This is a genomic window from Bacillus sp. CCNWLW194 (assembly GCF_037120585.1).
GTDB lineage: Bacteria > Bacillota > Bacilli > Bacillales > Bacillaceae_G > Bacillus_A > Bacillus_A basilensis.
Genome location: NZ_JBBBBL010000007.1, coordinates 309,481 through 329,496 on the forward strand (window position 1 = coordinate 309,481; position 20,016 = coordinate 329,496).

Annotated in this window: 20 protein-coding genes and 1 pseudogene; 6 read left to right on the top strand and 15 right to left on the bottom strand. The window is 34.7% G+C overall.

The features are described from left to right. Positions 1-73 precede the first annotated feature (73 nt). On the top strand, positions 74-1,093 hold the full coding sequence (locus V7S50_RS18310; protein WP_336376463.1) for a zinc-binding alcohol dehydrogenase family protein: 1,020 nt from the start codon (positions 74-76) through the stop codon (positions 1,091-1,093). Between the two features lie 48 nt (positions 1,094-1,141). Here the strand turns inward: V7S50_RS18310 and V7S50_RS18315 are convergent, their stop codons facing one another. Both V7S50_RS18315 and V7S50_RS18320 read right to left on the bottom strand, forming a co-directional pair. Beyond that, positions 1,142-2,533 carry an amino acid permease gene (locus V7S50_RS18315; protein WP_242256289.1) on the bottom strand — a complete coding sequence of 464 codons (1,392 nt, stop codon included), beginning with the start codon at positions 2,531-2,533 and terminating at the stop codon, positions 1,142-1,144. 580 nt (positions 2,534-3,113) lie between these two features. After that, entirely contained in the window at positions 3,114-4,313 is a 1,200-nt protein-coding gene (locus tag V7S50_RS18320) for a multidrug effflux MFS transporter (RefSeq protein ID WP_242256291.1), read from the bottom strand. 364 nt (positions 4,314-4,677) lie between these two features. Between V7S50_RS18320 and V7S50_RS18325 the strand changes: the two genes are divergently transcribed. Next, positions 4,678-5,244, top strand: coding sequence for a DUF5823 family protein (locus tag V7S50_RS18325; protein WP_242256292.1), 567 nt, complete (start codon positions 4,678-4,680; stop codon positions 5,242-5,244). 436 nt (positions 5,245-5,680) lie between these two features. On the opposite strand, the gene V7S50_RS18330 is transcribed toward V7S50_RS18325, so the two are convergent. Beyond that, positions 5,681-5,959, bottom strand: a complete 279-nt coding sequence (locus V7S50_RS18330) for a hypothetical protein (RefSeq protein ID WP_242256294.1) — start codon at positions 5,957-5,959, stop codon at positions 5,681-5,683. A gap of 610 nt (positions 5,960-6,569) precedes the next feature. Then, positions 6,570-6,950 carry a hypothetical protein gene (locus V7S50_RS18335; RefSeq protein ID WP_242256296.1) on the bottom strand — a complete coding sequence of 127 codons (381 nt, stop codon included), beginning with the start codon at positions 6,948-6,950 and terminating at the stop codon, positions 6,570-6,572. 574 nt (positions 6,951-7,524) lie between these two features. Here V7S50_RS18335 and V7S50_RS18340 point away from each other — a divergent pair. Continuing rightward, positions 7,525-8,268 carry an SDR family NAD(P)-dependent oxidoreductase gene (locus V7S50_RS18340; RefSeq protein ID WP_242256298.1) on the top strand — a complete coding sequence of 248 codons (744 nt, stop codon included), beginning with the start codon at positions 7,525-7,527 and terminating at the stop codon, positions 8,266-8,268. A 115-nt stretch (positions 8,269-8,383) separates the two neighbouring features. Here V7S50_RS18340 and bshB2 read toward each other — a convergent pair whose 3' ends face one another. Both bshB2 and V7S50_RS18350 read right to left on the bottom strand, forming a co-directional pair. Beyond that, complete coding sequence (bshB2, locus tag V7S50_RS18345) at positions 8,384-9,046, bottom strand: bacillithiol biosynthesis deacetylase BshB2 (protein ID WP_242256300.1); 663 nt, start codon at positions 9,044-9,046, stop codon at positions 8,384-8,386. A 15-nt stretch (positions 9,047-9,061) separates the two neighbouring features. After that, entirely contained in the window at positions 9,062-9,412 is a 351-nt protein-coding gene (locus tag V7S50_RS18350; protein WP_242256302.1) for a YojF family protein, read from the bottom strand. A 262-nt stretch (positions 9,413-9,674) separates the two neighbouring features. Between V7S50_RS18350 and V7S50_RS18355 the strand changes: the two genes are divergently transcribed. Beyond that, a complete protein-coding gene (locus V7S50_RS18355) occupies positions 9,675-11,000 on the top strand; it encodes an ArsB/NhaD family transporter (protein WP_242256304.1) in 1,326 nt (441 codons plus the stop codon). A 168-nt stretch (positions 11,001-11,168) separates the two neighbouring features. On the opposite strand, the gene V7S50_RS18360 is transcribed toward V7S50_RS18355, so the two are convergent. From V7S50_RS18360 to V7S50_RS18380, 5 genes are all read right to left on the bottom strand, one after another. Beyond that, on the bottom strand, positions 11,169-11,396 hold the full coding sequence (locus V7S50_RS18360) for a hypothetical protein (protein WP_001047301.1): 228 nt from the start codon (positions 11,394-11,396) through the stop codon (positions 11,169-11,171). Between the two features lie 251 nt (positions 11,397-11,647). Continuing rightward, on the bottom strand, positions 11,648-12,199 hold the full coding sequence (locus V7S50_RS18365; protein ID WP_000178497.1) for a GNAT family N-acetyltransferase: 552 nt from the start codon (positions 12,197-12,199) through the stop codon (positions 11,648-11,650). Between the two features lie 218 nt (positions 12,200-12,417). After that, positions 12,418-13,326, bottom strand: coding sequence for an iron-hydroxamate ABC transporter substrate-binding protein (locus V7S50_RS18370; protein ID WP_242256306.1), 909 nt, complete (start codon positions 13,324-13,326; stop codon positions 12,418-12,420). Positions 13,327-13,347: 21 nt separating this feature from the next. After that, positions 13,348-14,364, bottom strand: a complete 1,017-nt coding sequence (locus V7S50_RS18375) for a FecCD family ABC transporter permease (protein WP_242256308.1) — start codon at positions 14,362-14,364, stop codon at positions 13,348-13,350. Then, the gene (locus V7S50_RS18380; protein ID WP_242256310.1) at positions 14,365-15,399 is read right to left on the bottom strand and encodes a FecCD family ABC transporter permease; all 1,035 of its coding nucleotides are present in this window, start codon (positions 15,397-15,399) and stop codon (positions 14,365-14,367) included. A gap of 275 nt (positions 15,400-15,674) precedes the next feature. On the opposite strand from V7S50_RS18380, the gene V7S50_RS18385 reads away from it, so the two are divergent. Then, entirely contained in the window at positions 15,675-16,439 is a 765-nt protein-coding gene (locus V7S50_RS18385) for a DUF817 domain-containing protein (protein ID WP_242256313.1), read from the top strand. A 134-nt stretch (positions 16,440-16,573) separates the two neighbouring features. Here the strand turns inward: V7S50_RS18385 and V7S50_RS18390 are convergent, their stop codons facing one another. Next, positions 16,574-17,611 carry a DUF4003 domain-containing protein gene (locus V7S50_RS18390; RefSeq protein ID WP_242256314.1) on the bottom strand — a complete coding sequence of 346 codons (1,038 nt, stop codon included), beginning with the start codon at positions 17,609-17,611 and terminating at the stop codon, positions 16,574-16,576. A 218-nt stretch (positions 17,612-17,829) separates the two neighbouring features. Further along, a complete protein-coding gene (locus V7S50_RS18395; RefSeq protein WP_242256315.1) occupies positions 17,830-18,285 on the bottom strand; it encodes a DinB family protein in 456 nt (151 codons plus the stop codon). Positions 18,286-18,490: 205 nt separating this feature from the next. On the opposite strand from V7S50_RS18395, the gene V7S50_RS18400 reads away from it, so the two are divergent. Continuing rightward, positions 18,491-18,979: a DinB family protein gene (locus V7S50_RS18400; RefSeq protein WP_242256316.1), complete on the top strand. Its 489-nt coding sequence runs from the start codon at positions 18,491-18,493 to the stop codon at positions 18,977-18,979. A gap of 96 nt (positions 18,980-19,075) precedes the next feature. On the opposite strand, the gene V7S50_RS18405 is transcribed toward V7S50_RS18400, so the two are convergent. Beyond that, positions 19,076-19,552, bottom strand: coding sequence for a DUF2690 domain-containing protein (locus V7S50_RS18405; protein ID WP_242256317.1), 477 nt, complete (start codon positions 19,550-19,552; stop codon positions 19,076-19,078). A gap of 17 nt (positions 19,553-19,569) precedes the next feature. After that, a pseudogene (locus V7S50_RS18410) lies at positions 19,570-19,938 on the bottom strand (DUF2690 domain-containing protein); the annotation flags it as partial. Positions 19,939-20,016 lie beyond the last annotated feature (78 nt).

Sequence of the window (20,016 nt, forward strand, 5' to 3'; positions counted from 1 at the left end):
ACTTTTTTACATAATGACACTTTACCTACTATAATAAAAGAGAAAAACTCTTACTTTAATGGAGGGAATACAAATGAAAGCAATTGGTTTACATGAATACTTACCTATTGAAGATGAAAACAGTTTAATTGATATGGAAGTTGAAAAGCCTGTTGCCAGCGGAAGAGATTTACTCATAAAAGTTAATGCTATTTCCGTTAATCCAGTTGATACAAAAGTTCGCTCTCCGAAAGATAAAAAAGAAGAGGTAGCGAAAATACTTGGCTGGGATGCGAGTGGTGTTGTTGTGCAAACTGGCGAAAGTTGTACATTATTTAAAGAAGGCGACGAAGTGTTTTATGCCGGTAGTATTACGAGACAAGGTACATATAGTGAATATCATTTAGTTGATGAAAGAATTGTTGGTAAAAAACCAAAAACGTTAAATGATGCTGAATCTGCAGCAATTCCTTTAACAGCTATTACGGCTTGGGAAGGTTTATTCGAACGTTTAGGCATTGATTATAATAAGAAAGATACAAATACATTTAAAAACATTTTAATTATCGGCGGAGCTGGTGGTGTCGGTTCAATTGCCATACAACTGGCGAAATGGGCTGGATTGAATGTAATCACAACTGCATCCCGCAATGAAACAATACACTGGGTTGAAAAATTCGGTGCCGATTATATCATTAACCATCACCAACCTTTACAAGAACAAATAGTAGAGTTCGGGCTAAAAGATGTAGATTATATTTTCTGCTTAAATAATACAGATCAACATTGGCAAGCAATTTGTGAGCTTATTAAACCACAAGGAAAAATTTGCTCTATCGTAGAAAATGAACACCCTCTTGAAATGGGTATTTTAAAAAGTAAAAGTGCTACACTCGTTTGGGAATTTATGTTCACAAAAGCGATGTATGAAACTGGCGATATGATTACGCAGCACGAACTATTAAATAAAGTAAGCGAACTATTGGATGAAGGCGTTTTAAAGACTACTTTAAATGAAACATTCACACCAATTAACGCTGAAAACTTAAAGAAAGCACATACACTACTTGAAAGTGGGCGCACCATTGGGAAAATCGTTTTAGAAAAGTTTTAATAACAAAAAGTCCGATTTCTAAATGAGAAATCGGACTTTTCACTATCTTTATTTACTTGAAATTTCATTATCTTTTTGTATGTCTAACGGAGCACGCTTCCCTATTCCGAAAGCATAGAAACTAATTGTAACGATAGCTAAGAAAATAATACCTACAACTAATGAAATACGAGTATCATCGTTAAACCACATTCCGATTAATACCATAATTAAAAAGGCAATCGTCAAATAGTTTGTAACAGGAGCAAATGGCATCTTGAACGGATGATCTTTCATCTCTGCCCCTTTTTCTTTTCTAAAATTAATTTGACTAATTAATATAACGAACCACGGTACCATACCAGGAAGTACACTCGCACTATATACATATACGAATAAGTTTTTTGGTGCAATATAACTTAGAACTACACCAACCGCTAAACCGATAATTACACCGACTGTACCGAATAATGGTACACCATTTCCAGAAAGTTTCTTGAAATATTTCGGTGCTTGTCCATTTACACCTAACGTATACAGCATACGTCCAGCACTATAAATACCACTATTACAACCAGACATTGCTGCTGTAATAACAACGAAGTTAATAAGTCCAGCCGCAGCCGTAATACCAACTTTCGCAAAAGTCGCTACGAACGGGCTACCAATTGTACTTAATTGATCCCACGGATACACAGTTACAATAACGAAAATAGCACCAATATAGAAAATTAAAATACGCCAAATTGTACTTTGAATCGCTCTTGTAAGTGTCTTCTTCGGATCTTTCGCTTCACCAGCAGTAATACCGATTAATTCCACACCTTGATACGCTCCAACTACAAGTGATAATGCAAAGAAGAATCCAGAAAAACCACCTGTAAAGAAACCGCCATTTGACCAAAGATTTGATATGCCAATCGCTTCTCCGCCGTTACCAATTCCAAAGAAAATAAGTCCAAATCCCGCAATAATCATTAATAGAATCGTAACTATTTTAATCATCGCAAACCAAAATTCAAATTCACCAAATGACTTAACAGAAATTAAGTTAGCTGCGCCAAGAATAACCATTGCGATTACACCTGGTATCCATGCTGGTAAATCTGGGAACCAATATTGCATATACGCTCCAACCGCGATAATCTCTGACATCCCAACGATGACCCACTGGAACCAGTTACTCCACGCTGTCATGTAACCAGCTAGCGGATGAATATACTTATGACCGAATGTCGCAAATGAACCTGTACTTGGCTCCATATACAACATTTCTCCCATGGCACGCATGATGAAGAAGATAAAAATACCTGCAATTGCATACGCAAGCATAACTGACGGACCTGTCCATTTAATCGTGCTGGCTGACCCCATAAACAAACCAACACCAATTGTTCCGCCTAAAGCAATCATTTGAATATGACGTGCTTCTAAACCTCTTTTCAATTCTTTGTTTGCCACTTCACTTCCCCCTCTTAGATGATTCATAGCCGCATTTTAAAACAAGATGCTTTCTCCTAATTCCTTTCGGCCCTGAAAATGATGAAGCAAACGTCATTTTACACTAGCTTTAAAGCTATCCTAAAATCGTTTTGTTGCTTCTTATAAAATTCTCAAAACCTTTCATCTTCCATTATTCTATAAATCTTAAAATTACTTACCTTATATTAATTCATTAATCTGAAAAATTCAATTATTTTTTCAATAAATTATTATACATAAGTATGATTAATTTTTAACTAAATTAACAATAAAATACATCTATTCAATATGATTCCGGTATGAATGTTATGACAATATAAATAATTGACGAGAGCATTTCTTCCTCGGTTTCAGACCGCATGTACTTCAATCTTTATAGTTGATAACGTAAATTCCTACTCGTCCCATTCATATACCAATCAGAAATTTAATATATTAATACACTACTAACTGCTTCATTCCAGCCCAATTTTGAGGCAGGAATCTTGCTACCTCAAAATTGCGGAATAAAATATAAAAGAGTCTCATAAAAAAATGAGACTCTTTTACCATTTCATATTTAAATCGTTTTTGAAGTTTGTTTACCTAAAACAAACACTTTAGTAAACACCATCATGACAACTACTATAACTAGAAAATAAAGTGGCATCACCAGTAACGAGCCCGTATGAAATTGACTCATTCCCCAAATTGTTATTGTTACAATTACATAGTACCCTAGGCTAAACAATGCACCCGCTGTACCAATGACATCTTGAAAATCTATTAATGCTAAACTTAAACAGTTAGGTAATGCTACTCCAATTCCTAATAGCAATATAAACATCGCTACTAAAAATCCAATCATATATATTATGTTTGGATTTGATCCAACTGAAGTAATAATAGATAAAGCGACTGCTCCAACTACCATTACAAGACAACCGATATATATAATTTTCTCTGGTTTATAAGTAGCAAGTAAACGTTTTGAAACTTTCGCTCCAATAATAGAAGCAGACGCAACAACAATCCCTAAAAATCCATACATACTAGGCGATAACTGAAAGTATTCAATAAAGATAAACGGCGCTTCTGCATAATAGCTAAATAAAACACCATTTGCTCCCCCAATTAATAGCCCATATGTTACTACTTTTGGATTTGTAATTAACCTCTTCCATACTGAAAAGACATTTATTTTATCCGTTACTGCACTCGTTTTTGTTTCCGGAAGAGAAACAAACGTATACAGAAAAATCCCGATACTCATAACTACTAAACTTAAAAATACTATTTTAAATCCAAACATTTGATCAAGAAAGCCACCAATTAACGGTCCTATCGCTGGTGTAAAAGCAATAACTGCCGAGATTTGAGCAAACATAACATGCCTCTTATGCCCTTCTACACTTTCACGAAGAATCGTTTGCGTTACAACTGATCCTGCACTTGCTCCAAACGCTTGAATAAAACGACTTACCAATAAAACTTCAATGGAATTTGCAATAAAGCATAAGAAACTACCTACACCATATACGACAATTCCAAATAACATCGCCGGACGACGACCAATTATATCTGATAACCATCCAATAAAAAATACACCTAAAGCAAATCCAGCGAAATACACACTTAGCGTGAACTGCACCTCATTATTACTTACATGTAACGCCTTTGAAATGTCAGGTAAAGACGGTGTATATATCGTTTCACTAATTTGCGGAAACGCGACAAGAATAATCATTAACAAAAGTGATGGTACTGAGACTTTTTTCATTTTTCATACCCTCCTATAACTTTGAAAATCTCAGAAATAAAAAGACTTTCCTTAGCTACGGAACAGGAGGGGCCATTATAGAAATTCGCTCATAAAACAACAAAGAAAACACCTCAATTACGTATGTTAATACTTATAGGAGGGTAATATTAACATTGATTTTAAAATATACTTTTTCAATTATATTACATATTGCGTTTCTTTTTCTAGTACTCGGCCTTGGCAGATTTATTAAAGAGATAACTTGATACAACCACCTTTTTATGGAATAATTAGAAATAGTTTGGAATTGTACACCTAATTATTTAACAATAAACTAGCACATTTTAAAGTCGTAAAGCTTACAAACAGGAGGACTTTCGTAATGATTGAAATTTTAAGGACAGTAATAAACTTCCTAATCTCTCTATTCTCAGGAGAATTACCAATTGTATATTATGTATGGATTATCGCTTTATTTGTCATTCAAATGATCCAGGCTACTCTAAGCTACAAGATCTTTAAAAAGAAAGATAGTTTCAGCACTTATATATCAACAGAATTACTCGCTTTTATCATTCTATTGTTTGGTGGTATATTATTATCTAAATTACTTGCCTACATAATAGACGATCCTACTATTAGTATGACAAATGTAACACATTATTTTATTTCTCTTATCATACTAACTATATTTGTCGCTACAGGCTTTATTAAAGATTTTCTACAAGCATCTATAAAAAATAAAAATATATCCCTTTTTAGTATTTTAGTAATTTCCTTAATAGCTAGTATACTTTCATTCAAGTTTTTACCACTTTTAATTGAAGGTCCTTTCTCTCTTTCTAAATCTTTTATAATTACATTAATTATCGTAGTAATTGGGTTAATTACTCTATTAATTTCTTTAGAGGAAAAGTATGCAGATGAAAAAGAAACGGAAAATTTATAGCTTCTCATTGATATAAAAGAAAGAGGGAGCTCCCCACTTTCTTTTATATCGTCCTATTTCACAAGATTAAATCATCCCTTTTTGACATTACTATCGCACTAATATTAATCCGCAAAATCTAAGTTGTGTTTGTACTTATTTTTTCTAATTGCTTCTTGATTGTTGCTATGTCTTTCTCATTAATAGTGATACGCGTTTCTAAATTTCGAATGTCTCTCATCATTTCTTTTTGCTCAGCCTTGAGACTGTCAATTTCAGCGTTAAGATAATATGCGATTAAGATAAATTAAAATTTGAAAAGGAACCCCTTGTTTATTTAACAACAAACAAGGTGCAATCCAACATTCGGGAGCACCTACAATAATTTCTATTGTTTTCATATTTACAACTCAATATAATCAGTATGATTTTCTGAAGAAGCCACTTTTTGAACTGCTTAAAGTATACTAATATGAATACGAAATAGCTGTATTGATAAGCTCTCTAGAACAATAAATATACTAGCTGAAACGGATCTATATCCAATATTTTTTCCAGTAACATGAATGGTTATTTGTGATAAATGCGTTTGTATATCATTGTTTTCAAAAATTTCAGCCTCAACCTTTACAATATCTGCTTCACAATCTACTTCTTTAAAAGTTTTCAATAATTTTGTTTCCAATAAACTACAATCAAAGTTCTCATCTTTTATTACGGCAAATTTAACCTTCATATCGATTTCCCCATTTTTAACAATCTAAAACCATTAAATCAATATAAATATATATTATTCTATTAATTAATTCAAAATATATGTTTCTTACAGATCATTACTAAATATCAATTTTAGGAACTGTAAGGCCTTTTAAAGATTTTTTATCAAAAATAGAACTTAATCCACGAATAATCACGTGTTTCAAATACGATATCTTTATCTGTTGAACGTCCTTATCTCTCCTTAAAAAATCTTGTTTTTACCCTATTTCCTAACAAGGGCTTTACCTCAAGTTATCTTTTCTTTATAAAAAATAGCCCACCTATTTCCGTAGGCAGACTATATCTTTATTACACCTTACAAAAGCATACTCTCTATTCCACTCGAACTTTATGTAATGATGCAGATTATACATAAATTATTATCATTGGTTTTTCGTTCATAAATTCGTAACACATATATATGAGTTATCATGCTAAAATTAGTTTATTCAAAAGAAATTATTCTTAATGAATCGATAATTTTTAATACCCTGTTTAAAGCCTCGCCCCCCTGCGAGGCTTTTTCCTATTTAACTTGAATAGTAGTTATCAATCGTTACTATGCAGCTACACATTCCTACCTTTAGTTATTCAGCATCAGCACACGTAAATTTCTTTCCTGCATCATTTGATTTACAAATTTTATTTATCGATTTTTCGGTTATCTTTTCACTTTCACTAGAAACTTGATCTAAATCCATTCGAAATACTTGTTCCGGATTCTCTTTTGAATTCCCTTCAATATGAATTGAACGATCGAACATCTCAGCCGTGAAGCTGCTAGATGTATTTATCATTTCCACTCCATTATTTTCACCTACATAACGTTCAACTACTTTTTCGGCTTCTTTAAGTTGTTGAGATGTAGGATATGGTATAGATTCCGCTAATATGGCTACACCTACTAAATATGTAATATACAAACCACCTGCAATCAAGATAACTTTCTTTACTGTTTTATTAATCATGCTCTACTCCCTTTTCTTTTTTTGCTATTAAAATATATAACTTTCCTAATTTCTATCAATTTCTTTTTTAGTACATAACATTCGTTTTACATTTTATAAAAAACACCTCTCTTACTAATTTCCAATTTGATATTAACATGTTATTTATCGTTTTTCAATAAATAATTATTATTCAACGATTTATTTTTGCTGTTTTCAGTTCTGATTCAACCTGAAAATAACCGACTTATTTAATTCCACTACATCATCAGCAAGTTTAAAAATTTGTTAATTAATAAAATACAAAGAGCAACTATATGTAAATCTCCCTCGTTATATCTATGTAGATCAGTAGTTTAGCTTCAGCACTCACCCTATTCGAGAATACTTTACCGAACATTCAATCTAATGATAAAGTTGACCTAATTAATATTTTCGTCCATCACTGTATAAAAATTACAATAAAAAAAATAGCACTCTCACAATTAAGTAAACGCAAGCTTTTTCTTCTATCTACTTACTATTTAAGGTTAATGGTAATATAACCAAATTAAAAAAATTCGACTTAAATTCATTGATGAATGGAGAGGTTTATATGAAATTAAAAGACAAAGTAGCGATCATAACTGGTGGTGCAAGTGGAATTGGCGAATCTACTGTTCGTCTTTTTATCAAAGAAGGTGCAAAAGTAGTTATTGCTGACTTTTCTGAACGTGGAAAAGATCTATCAGATGAATTGAATGCACATGGATATAATACGTTATTTATTAAAACCGATGTAACAAAAGAGGCAGATATTAAACAGCTAATCCATGAGACAGTAAGTACATACGGTAAATTAGATATTATGTATGCCAATGCCGGCGTTGCTGATGATGCACCGGCAAACGAATTATCCTACGAAAAATGGAAAAGAACCATTGATATTAACTTGTCTGGGGTATTCCTTTCTGATAAATATTCGATTGAACAATTTCTTAAACAAGGTACAGGCGGTGTCATCGTTAATGCTGGTTCGATTCATAGTTTTGTTTCATTACCTACCCCAACAGCATACTCATCTGCAAAAGGTGGTGTGAAACTATTAACTCAAAATTTATGTACTGCCTACGCTAAATATGGAATACGTATTAACGCGGTCTGCCCTGGCTATATTGACACCCCTTTACTTAGTAGTGTTAATCCTCAACAGAAAGAATATTTAGCTTCACTTCATCCACAAGGCAGACTTGGAACACCAGAAGAAGTAGCAAAAGCTGTCTTATTTTTAGCAAGTGATGATGCTAGTTTTATTAATGGTACAACACTTCTTGTTGATGGAGGCTATACTGCACATTAATTTTAAAACTTTGAAGCATATCTCTAAGAAATATATAGCCTTCAACAAAAAAAGCACCGTCACAAATGACGGTGCTTTTTTCTATGTAAGAGCTACTAGAAGGTTCCCTTCTAGCCTACTCCCATTTATAAGTCCAAAATTGTTCCAGTTGCAGCCATTTTAATGTTGCTGCATCTTTGTTTTTGATTTTCGCGTGTGTTTCTTCAAGCATTGCTTCTGTTTGTGAACGGTGCGCACCTAGTGCAGCTAATTTATGTTCAAATACTTCGCTAATATTATTTACAACATCGGGCTCCCCGAGTACTGCTTCACGATTTTTCGTAATTGCAACTGCATGAATGACTGGACGTTCTTCTTTTGGCATACGTGATACGGCGCGAACTACAGCGCGGCCAAATGCATCATGATCTGGATGTACGCCGTGCTCTGGATAAAATGTAATAATTCGAGATGGATTTACTTCTTGGATGATCGCTTCAATTTTATCAGAAACGAAATCAACATCTTCAAATTCTAACGTTTTATCATGGAAACCAAGCATTCTTAAATCTTGAATCCCCATCGCTTCACATGCATCTTTCAATTCTTTTTTACGGATATTTGGAATCGTTTCACGGTTAGCGAACACGTTTTTCCCCATGTTACGTCCCATTTGTCCTAAAGTACCGCATGCATACGTTACAGGTACTCCTTGATCTGTTAATAAGCGAATTGTTCCTCCCGCAGCAAATGCTTCATCATCTGGATGCGGAAATACAACAAGTACATGTCTCTCCATAAGTTTCCCTCCTTCTTACTTAAATGGCGTTAAGCTTAACTCAAGCGCAACTGCTAAGCGGCCTTGATTATCATGCCCTGCTAGTAATAAACGTTCTTTATCGTCTAATTCCCAGTGCGTAATACCTTCAGCATATACCCAGCCATGATCCATTTTCAAACCAACTCGGTATGGGTTTGTTCCAGTTATTTTTCCGCGCTCAAAGCGAATAATTGCATTTCGAATGAATGCCCCAACTGTCATCATCTTTTCATTAAAGTGTGACGCATACGCTCCGTTCGTCGTTTCTAAATGAATATATACATCTTTATTTACAAAACGTTCAATTTCATTTTGAATAAGAGAACTATCTTTTACTATTTCCATCGGAATTCACCTCTTTAAACCATTTTACGCAAAAATAATGTAAATTGCTATCTCTATATTAGAGGACAACTCTCACTTTTCCTAATAATTTGCACTGTGTTTCTTTATTTTTTTATATCATATGTAAAAAACACATTTTTTCCTTCACTTTGTTAAATAGTTTTCTTTCTTTTTTGAATTTGCTACAATATATTTTATCCCGTATTCATATAGCGAGATACATTTCGACAATTGAATACATACTTTAAAGAAGGTGACATGATTGGAACAATCAGCACATGAAGTAGCAAATTGGCAATATTATTTTGCAATTGCCGTATTTTTAGTCACGTACGGATTTATTATTTCTGAGAAATTGAATCGTGCTGTAATTGCACTATTCGGTGCTGCTATTATGATTATTTTTGGAATTGTAGACTTACATACTGCTTTCACATCACATATTCAATGGGAAACGATCACCCTTTTAATTGGGATGATGATTCTCGTACATATTACGAGCCAATCGGGCGTATTTGAATTTGTGGCCATTAAAGCAGCGAAGGCAGCTGGCGGAAAACCAATCCGCATTTTATTATTACTATCCTTATTAACTGCTGTCGGATCAGCATTTTTGGACAATGTAACAACCGTTTTACTAATCGTACCTGTTACACTATCCATTACACGTATTTTAAAAGTAAACCCTGTTCCTTATTTGATTTCAGAAGTGCTTTTTTCAAATATAGGCGGAACAGCAACATTAATCGGTGATCCACCTAACATAATGATCGGATCGGCAAATAAGCATTTAGATTTTAATGCCTTTTTACTAAACTTAGCTCCAATCGTAATTATTATTTCTATCGTTACACTTGGCATTATTTACTTCCTGTATCGCAACAAACTAAAAACAACAACTGAACAAATTAAAATATTAATGGAATTAAACGAAAAAGATTATATTAAAGATCAAAGCCTCCTTTTAAAATCCATTTCGATTTTAGGACTAACTATTTTAGGCTTTGTATTTCATTCCATTATTCATGTAGACGCTGCGGTAATTGCAATGACAGGCGCTACACTTCTTATGCTAATCGGAGTAAAAGAACATGATATTGAAGATGTATTTGCTCACGTTGAATGGGTAACCATTTTCTTCTTCGCCGGACTATTCGTTCTCGTTGGCGGGTTAATTGATATTGGGCTTATTTCTTCACTCGCAAAAGAAGTACTCGACGTAACAAATGGCGATATCGGTTTCGCTGCGGTACTTATTTTATGGGTATCTGGCATCGCATCTGCAACAATTGACAACATCCCATTTGTCGCAACGATGATCCCGCTTATTCAAGATTTAGCTACAGGGCTCGGACTATCTGTCGATTCCCCGCAAATCGAAGTACTATGGTGGGCGTTATCACTTGGAGCTTGCTTAGGAGGAAACGGAACATTGATTGGAGCATCAGCAAACGTAGTCGTTGCTGGTATTGCGAAACGTGAAGGACATGCTTTCTCTTATATGGACTTCTTAAAAATTGGTTTTCCGTTAACAATTATTGCATTATTGTTATCACACGCTTATATATATTTACGTTATTTAATGTAAATGTTATGGTGTGTGAAATTATATCGACGGTTTTTAAAATATATCAATCGTTTCTTCGAATATATCAACGATTTTCTAAATATATCGACGGTTCGACAGAGAATATCGACTTACCGACAAATAACGACACTAAAAAGGTATGCAGCGTTAAACTGCATACCTTTTTTATCACCAAAATATACCTATAATTGCTAACCCACCTAAAATCATACCACCAATTTGTCCAATGATTGCTGGTGATAGTTGAACACCCTTTCGAACTTCAACAACCGGTCTTTCGTGCCTTAGTTGCTGCACTTCACTTTGAAGTTGATGTACACTTCCGTGCAATTCTTTAATTAGCTCTTTTAATTCAGCGACCTCTTCATTTACTGGTTTTGCTTTTTCTAAATTCATTTTGCATAGCTCCTTATAAAGTGAAACTTTAATCAGTGGGGGTTTTGTTCATCCCCCACTGATTATTAGTTGAACCAATCGGACGTTTACGGACAGCCCGACTCCCACCTAACTTCTTTGCTCCAACTGAATTTTAAGGTGGGAGTTTTACTGCCCGTTAACGCGGGATAAATTCGATCAGTACACTGTAAATTTTCGCCAATTATCATTATATCTCCTGCATACTACATATATAATTTAGAATGTACTTTCTAACCTTGCAGCTCTATCCATTCATCCCGCAATATCCCCATAATGATACGATCAAAACACTTCCCATCTCTTTGCACTGCTTCTCTCATACAGCCTTCTATCTGAAAACCCATCTTTTTATACAACTCAATAGCAGCTTTATTATAAGAAATAACATCAAGACCAACGCGGTGTAAATTCAATTCATAGAAAGCATATTTTAAGATAAGATGGATTGCTTCTCTTCCATATCCCTTCCCTCTATCATTTGCATCTCCTATACCAATGGCTAATAAACCCGTTCTGTTATTCCACTCTATGCCATGAATTGCCACAAAACCAATTAAGCGATCATCTTGAACTGTCCTCAACATGAAAGATACACTATTCGATCTCCGTCCCTTTAATAGCCCATCACTTACTATTTCTTGTAACGATTGTGGAAACGCTACATCTGTATCGACATTTCTTAAATACTCACTATCTTCTTGCCACATAGCCATTACTTTAGCATCTGATTCTCTAATAGCGGATAATTTAACAGTTTTATTTTGAAAAAGATTCATCGTCATTTCAAATTCCCCCTTTTTTAATAACGGGGACACTTATTTTAGTCTATTTATCCCCTTGTTCCATAAACTGTTTTATAAACGGGATACTTACAATAAGCGCTGACATTGGCACATCTCCTCTACATTAAATTAAATTCATTGTATAATTTTTTATTTATTCTAACAATAACAAAAAGGCCCTCCAAATTCAGAGGGCCTTTCCTAATAGCAAAACTCTATTATTTCGTAAACATTTTCTCCGCTTCATCCATTGCCATTTTGTTACCTAAAGCAGAATAGTCAAGCCATGGTTGGTCATTGATAATGTATACGTGCTTGCCTTTAACAGCTTTTAAGTCTTGCCAAATTGGTGTTTCTTGAAGTTGCTTAAATGCAGCTTTTGCCTTATCGTCTCTGTTTACAACAACGAAAATCGCATCTGCATCAAAGTCAGGTAATACTTCTTGTGAAATGACTTCGAAAGGACGGTTTCCATCGATTTTCTCTACACCATTTGCAGGTTGTAATCCTAAGTCTTGGAATAAAATTGGTCCCATCGGTCTTTTCGTGCTAAATACTCTTAATTCTTTTGCAGTAACACGAATTGCCATTACTTTTTCGTTATTACCTAACTCTTTATCTATTAAACTTTTTACTCGTTTTGATTGCTCTTCGTAATCTTGAATATATTTATCCGCTTCTTTCTCACGGTTTACAAGTTTACCAACTTGTTTTAAATGGTCTCTCCACGTACCTTCATCTAAATTGAAAGAATGTGTTTTTGCAATTTTTTCGTATTTCGCTAAATCTTTGCCAGCGTATTTTTCATCCACATAAATTTCAGATGGTTTTAACTGAAGTAATGCTTCCATATTCGGATCTGTTACAACACCAAGTTTCTTCGTATCTTTCAGCTGTTCTTTTGCGTGCGGTAAGAAATCTTTTAAATCTCCACCAATTACAGAACCTACTGGTGTAATTCCTAATGCAAGTAAATTATTCGTTAAGTGAATAGACATAGAAGCGATTTTTGGATCATTACTTTTTTCCGTTTTTTTCGTTGCCTCTTCATTAGGTTTCGTTTGACCACATGCTGCTAATACAAAAATACACATAATGCTAAATAAAATAGTAAGTTTCTTTTTCATATGCTCTCCTCTTTGAAGTATTTATTTTGTTTTTGTAAGTAAATAAAGAAAATAAGGTGCTCCTAAAGCCGCCACTACTACACCAGCTGGAATAGAGTTTGGCTCAAATATAGAACGACCTATCGTATCTGCTAGTACTAAAATAATCATGCCGATAATGCCAGCTAGCGGAAGGAAATGTTGATAGGTAGTGCCTACTAACTTTCTTGCGATATGCGGGGCAACTAAACCGATAAAACCAATCCCTCCTGCCATCGATACACTTGCGCACGATAATCCAACCGCTGTAGCTAAAAGTAGCAACCGTTCTTTTTGAACAGAAACACCAAGTCCTGCTGCTACACTATCACCTAATGACAGTGCATTTAACGTTTTAGATTTTAGCCACGCATACGGGGTTAGTATGAAAATCCAAGGTAATAATGCTAGAACATGAATCCAATCCCTTCCCCACACGTTACCAACGAGCCATTTAGAAGCGAATATATACGTCTCATCATTTAACTTGAGAGAGAAAAATAACGAAATCGCACTAAATCCAGCTGAAACAGCAATACCAACGAGAATAAGTCTAATGGGAAGTAAACCTTTTGATCGATCACTCGCAAGTAAAATAATTAAAAATGCAGCTAACACTCCCCCGCCAAATGTAAATAACGGTATTAAAATCGATGCATTCTCATTAATAGAATGAAAGAAAGTAACGAATAGAATTAGCCCAAAAGATGCACCTGCATGCAGTCCAAGAATACCAGGATCTGCAAGTGCATTACGTGATAACCCTTGCAAAATCGCACCGGAAACTCCAAGGCCAATACCAGCTAACATTGTGATTATAATTCTTGGCATACGATAATCATATAGCACGGTTGCACTTTCAAAATCACCATAACCGAAAAGCGTTTGAATTACTTTAAGTGGCGCTATACTCAATGTTCCTGTATTTAAACTAATTAAAATGACAGCGATACCAACACAACCGAAAATTGTAGTTACAGTAATAGCTCTCTTCTTATCTGTGTTCAAAAGATCCTTCACTTATAGTTCCCTCCCAACTTTACGTGCTATATAGAGGAAGAACGGAACTCCAACAAGAGCTACCATAATTCCTATCGCAAGTTCTTTAGGAGGATTTACTGTTCTTGCCCCTAAGTCAGCTAAAACTAATAACATAGCTCCTAAAAATGCTGACATAGGAATAATGAGTCTATAATTAACACCAACTAATTTTCTAGCAATGTGCGGGATAACGAGTCCTACAAATCCAATAGAGCCAACAGCTGAAACAGATACGCCTGCAAGAATGACTACTGTAATCATCCCTAGTATTCTCGTACGGTTCGTTTTTACTCCTAAATTCGTAGCAACATCATCCCCCATTGATATGAGTGAAATAGACCGCCCTAACACTGTCGCAAAAACAATCGTTATAAGAATAATAGGAACTAAAAATTTCAAGTGTTCCCACTTAACCCCTGCAACACCACCAGCGTACCAAAACGCTAAATCTTGACTTAAGTCATAATAAATTGCAACACCTGAACTTAACGAATGTAAAAGTGCTGCCATAACTGCCCCAGCGATCGTTAACCTCATCGGTGTTAATCCGCCTGATGTTGCTAATCCGATAATAAAAATGAGTACTGTACTTAAAACTGCTCCAATAAAGGAAACAACCATCAAATAGGAATACGGCATATGCGGGAAAAAGGCAAAACTAAGTGCTACTACAAACATCGCACCTGCATTTATGCCAAGCACACCTGCATCAGCTAAAGGATTTCGTGTTACTCCTTGCATAACAGCCCCAGCGACCGCAAAAGCCGCTCCTATAACTGCTGCGCCAATTACCCTTGGGAGCCTTAATTCGTAAATGATTTGATGCTGCGTTAATTTCGGATTGTAATCAAAAACCGCTGTCCACACCGTTTGCAAATGGATATCCTTTGCACCGAATGCAACGGCCAAAAAAATCGATCCAATTAAACATAAAATTGTTAAGCTCATGAAACATATAAACTTAATATGTATCCAGCGATTATTGCCAGCAAGTATAGTAGACTTATGTAACATGTGTCATTTCATCCTTTATATTCAGTTGTTTTTTATAATTATTTTTTATTTATAATTAATATTGATAATAATTATCATTTTCATTTAGATATTATATCCCCACTTTTTTTAAATAGCAAACTATTTTTTACTTTGTTACATATTAAAATACTTATTACAATTCCCTTCCAAAACTTACAAATACACGCAAAATAGACTACTAGCTTATTTTTAAAATTGTAGTATACTTAGTCATTATTTTGAGTTTTCTAACAAAAAATATCGAAGGAGACACAATGTTCTATATAAAACAACTACTACATTTCACTTACGAGCAAGCATTATCTTGCTTATTCCCAGTCGTCATTTTTTTAACACTAGCCCTTTCAAAAATCGTTTCTATCCCAGGGTTATATCGCTATGATTTCATACTCATCGTATGTCTTCTTATGCAGTTGTTTATGTATAAGACTGGACTTGAGACGAAAGACGAATTAAAAGTAATTACTGTCTTCCACCTCATCGGCCTTTTACTAGAAATATATAAAGTACATTTCGGTTCATGGAGTTATCCGGAAGAGGCATATTCAAAAGTGTTTGGAGTTCCACTTTACAGCGGGTTTATGTATGCAAGTGTCGCGAGTTACATATGCCAAGCGTGGAGAAGAATGCATTTACAAATGTACCATTGGCCGAAAGCTATTTTTGCAATACCTCTAGGAGCAATGATTTACTTCAATTTTTTCACACATCATTTTCTATATGACTTTAGATGGGCATTAACTTTACTTCTATTCATCGTTTTCTTTCGGACATTTGTGGAGTTTTCATTACAAGATGTTACATATAAAATGCCGCTCGTTCTCTCCTTTTTCCTTATCGGATTCTTTATTTGGATTGCAGAAAACATCGCAACATTTTTCGGAGCATGGCAATATCCAAATCAACGGGAAGCATGGAATCTCGTTCACTTAAGCAAAATTAGTTCATGGTTTTTACTGGTTGTTATTAGCATTATGATTGTTACACAACTTAAACATTTGAAGGAGTCGAAAAGATAATGCTGATTATGTAAAAAAGTTAGCACATCACTCATTAGAGAGTGATGTGCCTTTTTTAATAATATTTTTTAAACCGCCCTCATCAAAAGAGTTATAAATTCATCATAATTTACAAGTGCATAAGCAGTTGCACATTATGAACTACTACTAGCGGAGGAGGTTGCTACAGATGAAGCGGCAATCGTTGCCATCACAGCTGCCTGTTGTGCCTGTATGAGGACTTCTATCATTGTTTGTAAGCCTGTGTTGGTAGCTTTACTTTCCTCACTTTTCTGACTTACAAACAGTTGAATAGCAATAAGAATATTGGTATCTGTATGCCAACGGAACAATTTCTCCCCCTGCAATTTTTCAATCAATGCTTTAATAGAATGAATCTCTTTTTCTCCATCCTCAAGTAACGCTAGTAGCCCGATAGCGGGATAATGCATCTGTTTCACTTTTACCTTTTCTCGCTTTAATAACTTCCATATGTTTGTGCATGTTGCAACTAACATTTCTTCACGGACATCCTTCTTTAGTGAAAGAATATGACTTAGAAATTGAAGATCATTCCCTTTACGCAAACCAGCTGCCGCTAGTTTCTGATAAAGACGTTCCACTCGGTCCATAAGTGCTTCTACATCCTCTGATTGCCCTGCTAGTAAAACCGCGAGCGGATAATCATTTGTACCTGTAAGAAAAAGATGATCCTCTTTCATTCGTTTATATACTTGCATCGAACGCTGAATGTGCGTGCCATACTGTTCATTATCTTCTGTTAAAAGCACAGCTGCTGCAAGATAAGTAAATATACTCCGACTAAAACCACCAGCGACCAATTGTTCATATAAATCTAAAAAGTTTCGAAAAGCTTTCTTGTAATCTGTAAAGTGTATATCTAATGTTGCGGCCACCACAAAGCGATGATAAGACTTTAAGTATGAAAACATTCCTACCTGATTCTTAATATAACTACTAATTTCTAAAAAACGTCCGAGATCAAATAATTTATCACTGCTTGCATACATAGCAGCAATCATCATTCCTGTTCGAGAATCACTCGTTTTCCATTTTAGTTCTTCCTTTAACTGTGCATATGTATGTGTGTATTGCTCCAACTTTTGTTCCAATGTAATCATAGTATTCACCCCTATTTCTAGTTCTTCTCTTTTATTATACGTATATTCCATATTTAGGAATACTATAATTAATAATCACACCATAAAAATAATAAAATTTCTTTATCCCTATATATTAGTTTTTTCTCCTTCTTCATCAGCATCACGATGATAACCCCTAATCCTTCAAGAAGTTATACAAAAAAGGTAGATAATAATTTATCTACCTTTTTTGTATATATATTATTTAACCATACATCTGTCATTTTTCTTGTTATATGCAATTCAAACTAAAGAGCCTTAATAATACGTTCCATCGCCTTCATTTGCCCAATATGATCTGCTTCATGATAAAGCATCATACCGTAAAGCTCACCAACTGTTTCCAATCCTAGGAATGGCTCTGGAAGTTTGTTTTCAAATGCTTCTGCTGGAATTTCGTTAATACGTTTTGCTTGTTCTTTTAATTGGGCCGTTAACACTTCTAATGATGGTCCTTCTGTTGTCCATTTAGATGGTCTTGATCCATATCCAAACATACCTGGATATTCCGTTGGTAATTGTTTAAACTCTCTTCCAAACATAAAAGTTTCTGCTGCTGTTAACACGTGACCAATATGCCAACGAATTGTATTGTTAAAGCCTTCTGGCTGCGTATCCACAGTTTTATCGTCTAGCGTCTCCATAAATTTAAGCAATTCCCCACGCGTTATTTCAAATTGTTTTAAACCAACTAGTCTATTCATTTTATCGCTCCCCTTTTTTATGTACAATTTATTATGAGCTAAGAGTGTTCAACTTATTAAAGTTTCACCTTGTATAATCTATCAGAAACAATTAAAAAATACATCTAATATGCTTAGTAAAAATAATAACAAAGGTTCACTCCTCATAAATATAGAATTACTTACTACACAAATGGTTTAGTAAATAAAAGAGGAGTGTAATTGCATGTTAGATATTTTAAAACAACAATATAATCTTATTAGCTCTACAAGAGAAACTCTATTTTCATTTTTGGAAGAAATCCCACTAGAAAAATTACATAGCACTATTCCGAATTTCGGAAGCGGTAGCATAATAAAGACGCATCTTCATGTAGCCGATTGCTACCGATACTGGCTTGGATCATTCGCATTTAAGCAAAAACGAGCAGATTTTTCATTCGCTAGTGATTATGAAATTGAGCATGCAGATATCGAGAAAGTTCGTGCTAGGTTTAAGTTAGTCGATGAGGTTGTACAACGTTTTTTAGATGAATACAATGACCGTTTGCTTGAAAATATAGCAAATGAAGTGAAATGGCAAAAAGAACCTTGGAGCACAACCCCACTATGGCTTTTAACTCATACGGAGACTCATGAGTTTCATCATAAAGGACAAATTGTATCTATGGCTCGTCACCTTGGATACACTCCCCCTGATACAGATCTTATTTAATTCGATTTTTCTAAACTCCCAAAAAATCGAGCATGTTTTGAAAACCTATCAAAACATGCTCTTAAAATATTCTACCTTACAATCTCTATATCCTCATCAATACCAAATAGTCTCAGCATAATTATATGCATCACTATTTGGAATGGCATGTTTCCCCTGCGCTTGCGCCTTTCTTGGATCTAAATCATATACCATTGGCGTATAGCATGATGTTTGCCCTTTATTCACAACACCATTCCCTCCAGCACTCCCGCAAGTATATGCTTTTCCATCGGTTTTTCTGACTATCCTTGCATCAGCTTCGTTATTATAAACTGCCGGGCGGGTTACAGTAACTTTTGCCCATGCTGTCTTACACGTCGTGCTAAATTTTAATTCCACATAAGAATTTGAATCAATCCACTTCTTCTCTTTCGTTACTGCTGATTGATCACAACTATTGTAATACGGACTTTTCCCATCATACGTATGGTCTTCCGCATATGCTTTATTATTATTGGTCGTACTAAACACACTAGTTACAACGAGCAACGCCAGACAAAGACATGCACTTACTTTTTTTAAAAGTTTCATAGAATTCCACTCCTTTATTAATAACGTCCAGTTTTCCCATAACCATTATTAAACGTAACCGCTTCAGCATCTGCTGTGTATCCGAAATCAGCAGTTAAGTCAAATACCATTCCTGTATACGTGCTCGTTTGACCTGTTTTTATTGTGCCATTCCCCTGATTTGAAGTGACTGATTTTTGGAATACACCATTTTTATATTTATTTACAACAGCGTACGCGTACACTCCTCCCGAAACAGCAGGTGCTGGTTGATCTAAAACAAACTTTGCCCATGCTGCATGACATTTATTACTGTAACGTAAATACACTGTTCCTACTTTTTTGCTACCTTCATACACCGCTGTAGACTTTGCATTAAATCCATCTGCATCACATGTTGCACTACCCCACATCCATCAACTTAAGGATTTAGACTATTTTTGAAGTTAAAAGCACGTTACTATTTTCTTATGTTAATGAGAAAG

What these genes read in the sequence shown, in the direction of transcription:
- V7S50_RS18310 (WP_336376463.1), top strand. Translation starts at nt 74, where the DNA reads ATGAAAGCAATTGGTTTACATGAATACTTACCTATTGAAGATGAAAAC.
- V7S50_RS18320 (WP_242256291.1), bottom strand. Translation starts at nt 4,313, where the DNA reads ATGAAAAAAGTCTCAGTACCATCACTTTTGTTAATGATTATTCTTGTC.
- V7S50_RS18325 (WP_242256292.1), top strand. Translation starts at nt 4,678, where the DNA reads ATGATTGAAATTTTAAGGACAGTAATAAACTTCCTAATCTCTCTATTC.
- V7S50_RS18330 (WP_242256294.1), bottom strand. Translation starts at nt 5,959, where the DNA reads ATGAAGGTTAAATTTGCCGTAATAAAAGATGAGAACTTTGATTGTAGT.
- V7S50_RS18335 (WP_242256296.1), bottom strand. Translation starts at nt 6,950, where the DNA reads ATGATTAATAAAACAGTAAAGAAAGTTATCTTGATTGCAGGTGGTTTG.
- V7S50_RS18340 (WP_242256298.1), top strand. Translation starts at nt 7,525, where the DNA reads ATGAAATTAAAAGACAAAGTAGCGATCATAACTGGTGGTGCAAGTGGA.
- bshB2 (WP_242256300.1), bottom strand. Translation starts at nt 9,046, where the DNA reads ATGGAGAGACATGTACTTGTTGTATTTCCGCATCCAGATGATGAAGCA.
- V7S50_RS18350 (WP_242256302.1), bottom strand. Translation starts at nt 9,412, where the DNA reads ATGGAAATAGTAAAAGATAGTTCTCTTATTCAAAATGAAATTGAACGT.
- V7S50_RS18360 (WP_001047301.1), bottom strand. Translation starts at nt 11,396, where the DNA reads ATGAATTTAGAAAAAGCAAAACCAGTAAATGAAGAGGTCGCTGAATTA.
- V7S50_RS18365 (WP_000178497.1), bottom strand. Translation starts at nt 12,199, where the DNA reads ATGACGATGAATCTTTTTCAAAATAAAACTGTTAAATTATCCGCTATT.
- V7S50_RS18370 (WP_242256306.1), bottom strand. Translation starts at nt 13,326, where the DNA reads ATGAAAAAGAAACTTACTATTTTATTTAGCATTATGTGTATTTTTGTA.
- V7S50_RS18380 (WP_242256310.1), bottom strand. Translation starts at nt 15,399, where the DNA reads ATGTTACATAAGTCTACTATACTTGCTGGCAATAATCGCTGGATACAT.
- V7S50_RS18385 (WP_242256313.1), top strand. Translation starts at nt 15,675, where the DNA reads ATGTTCTATATAAAACAACTACTACATTTCACTTACGAGCAAGCATTA.
- V7S50_RS18390 (WP_242256314.1), bottom strand. Translation starts at nt 17,611, where the DNA reads ATGGAATATACGTATAATAAAAGAGAAGAACTAGAAATAGGGGTGAAT.
- V7S50_RS18395 (WP_242256315.1), bottom strand. Translation starts at nt 18,285, where the DNA reads ATGAATAGACTAGTTGGTTTAAAACAATTTGAAATAACGCGTGGGGAA.
- V7S50_RS18400 (WP_242256316.1), top strand. Translation starts at nt 18,491, where the DNA reads ATGTTAGATATTTTAAAACAACAATATAATCTTATTAGCTCTACAAGA.
- V7S50_RS18405 (WP_242256317.1), bottom strand. Translation starts at nt 19,552, where the DNA reads ATGAAACTTTTAAAAAAAGTAAGTGCATGTCTTTGTCTGGCGTTGCTC.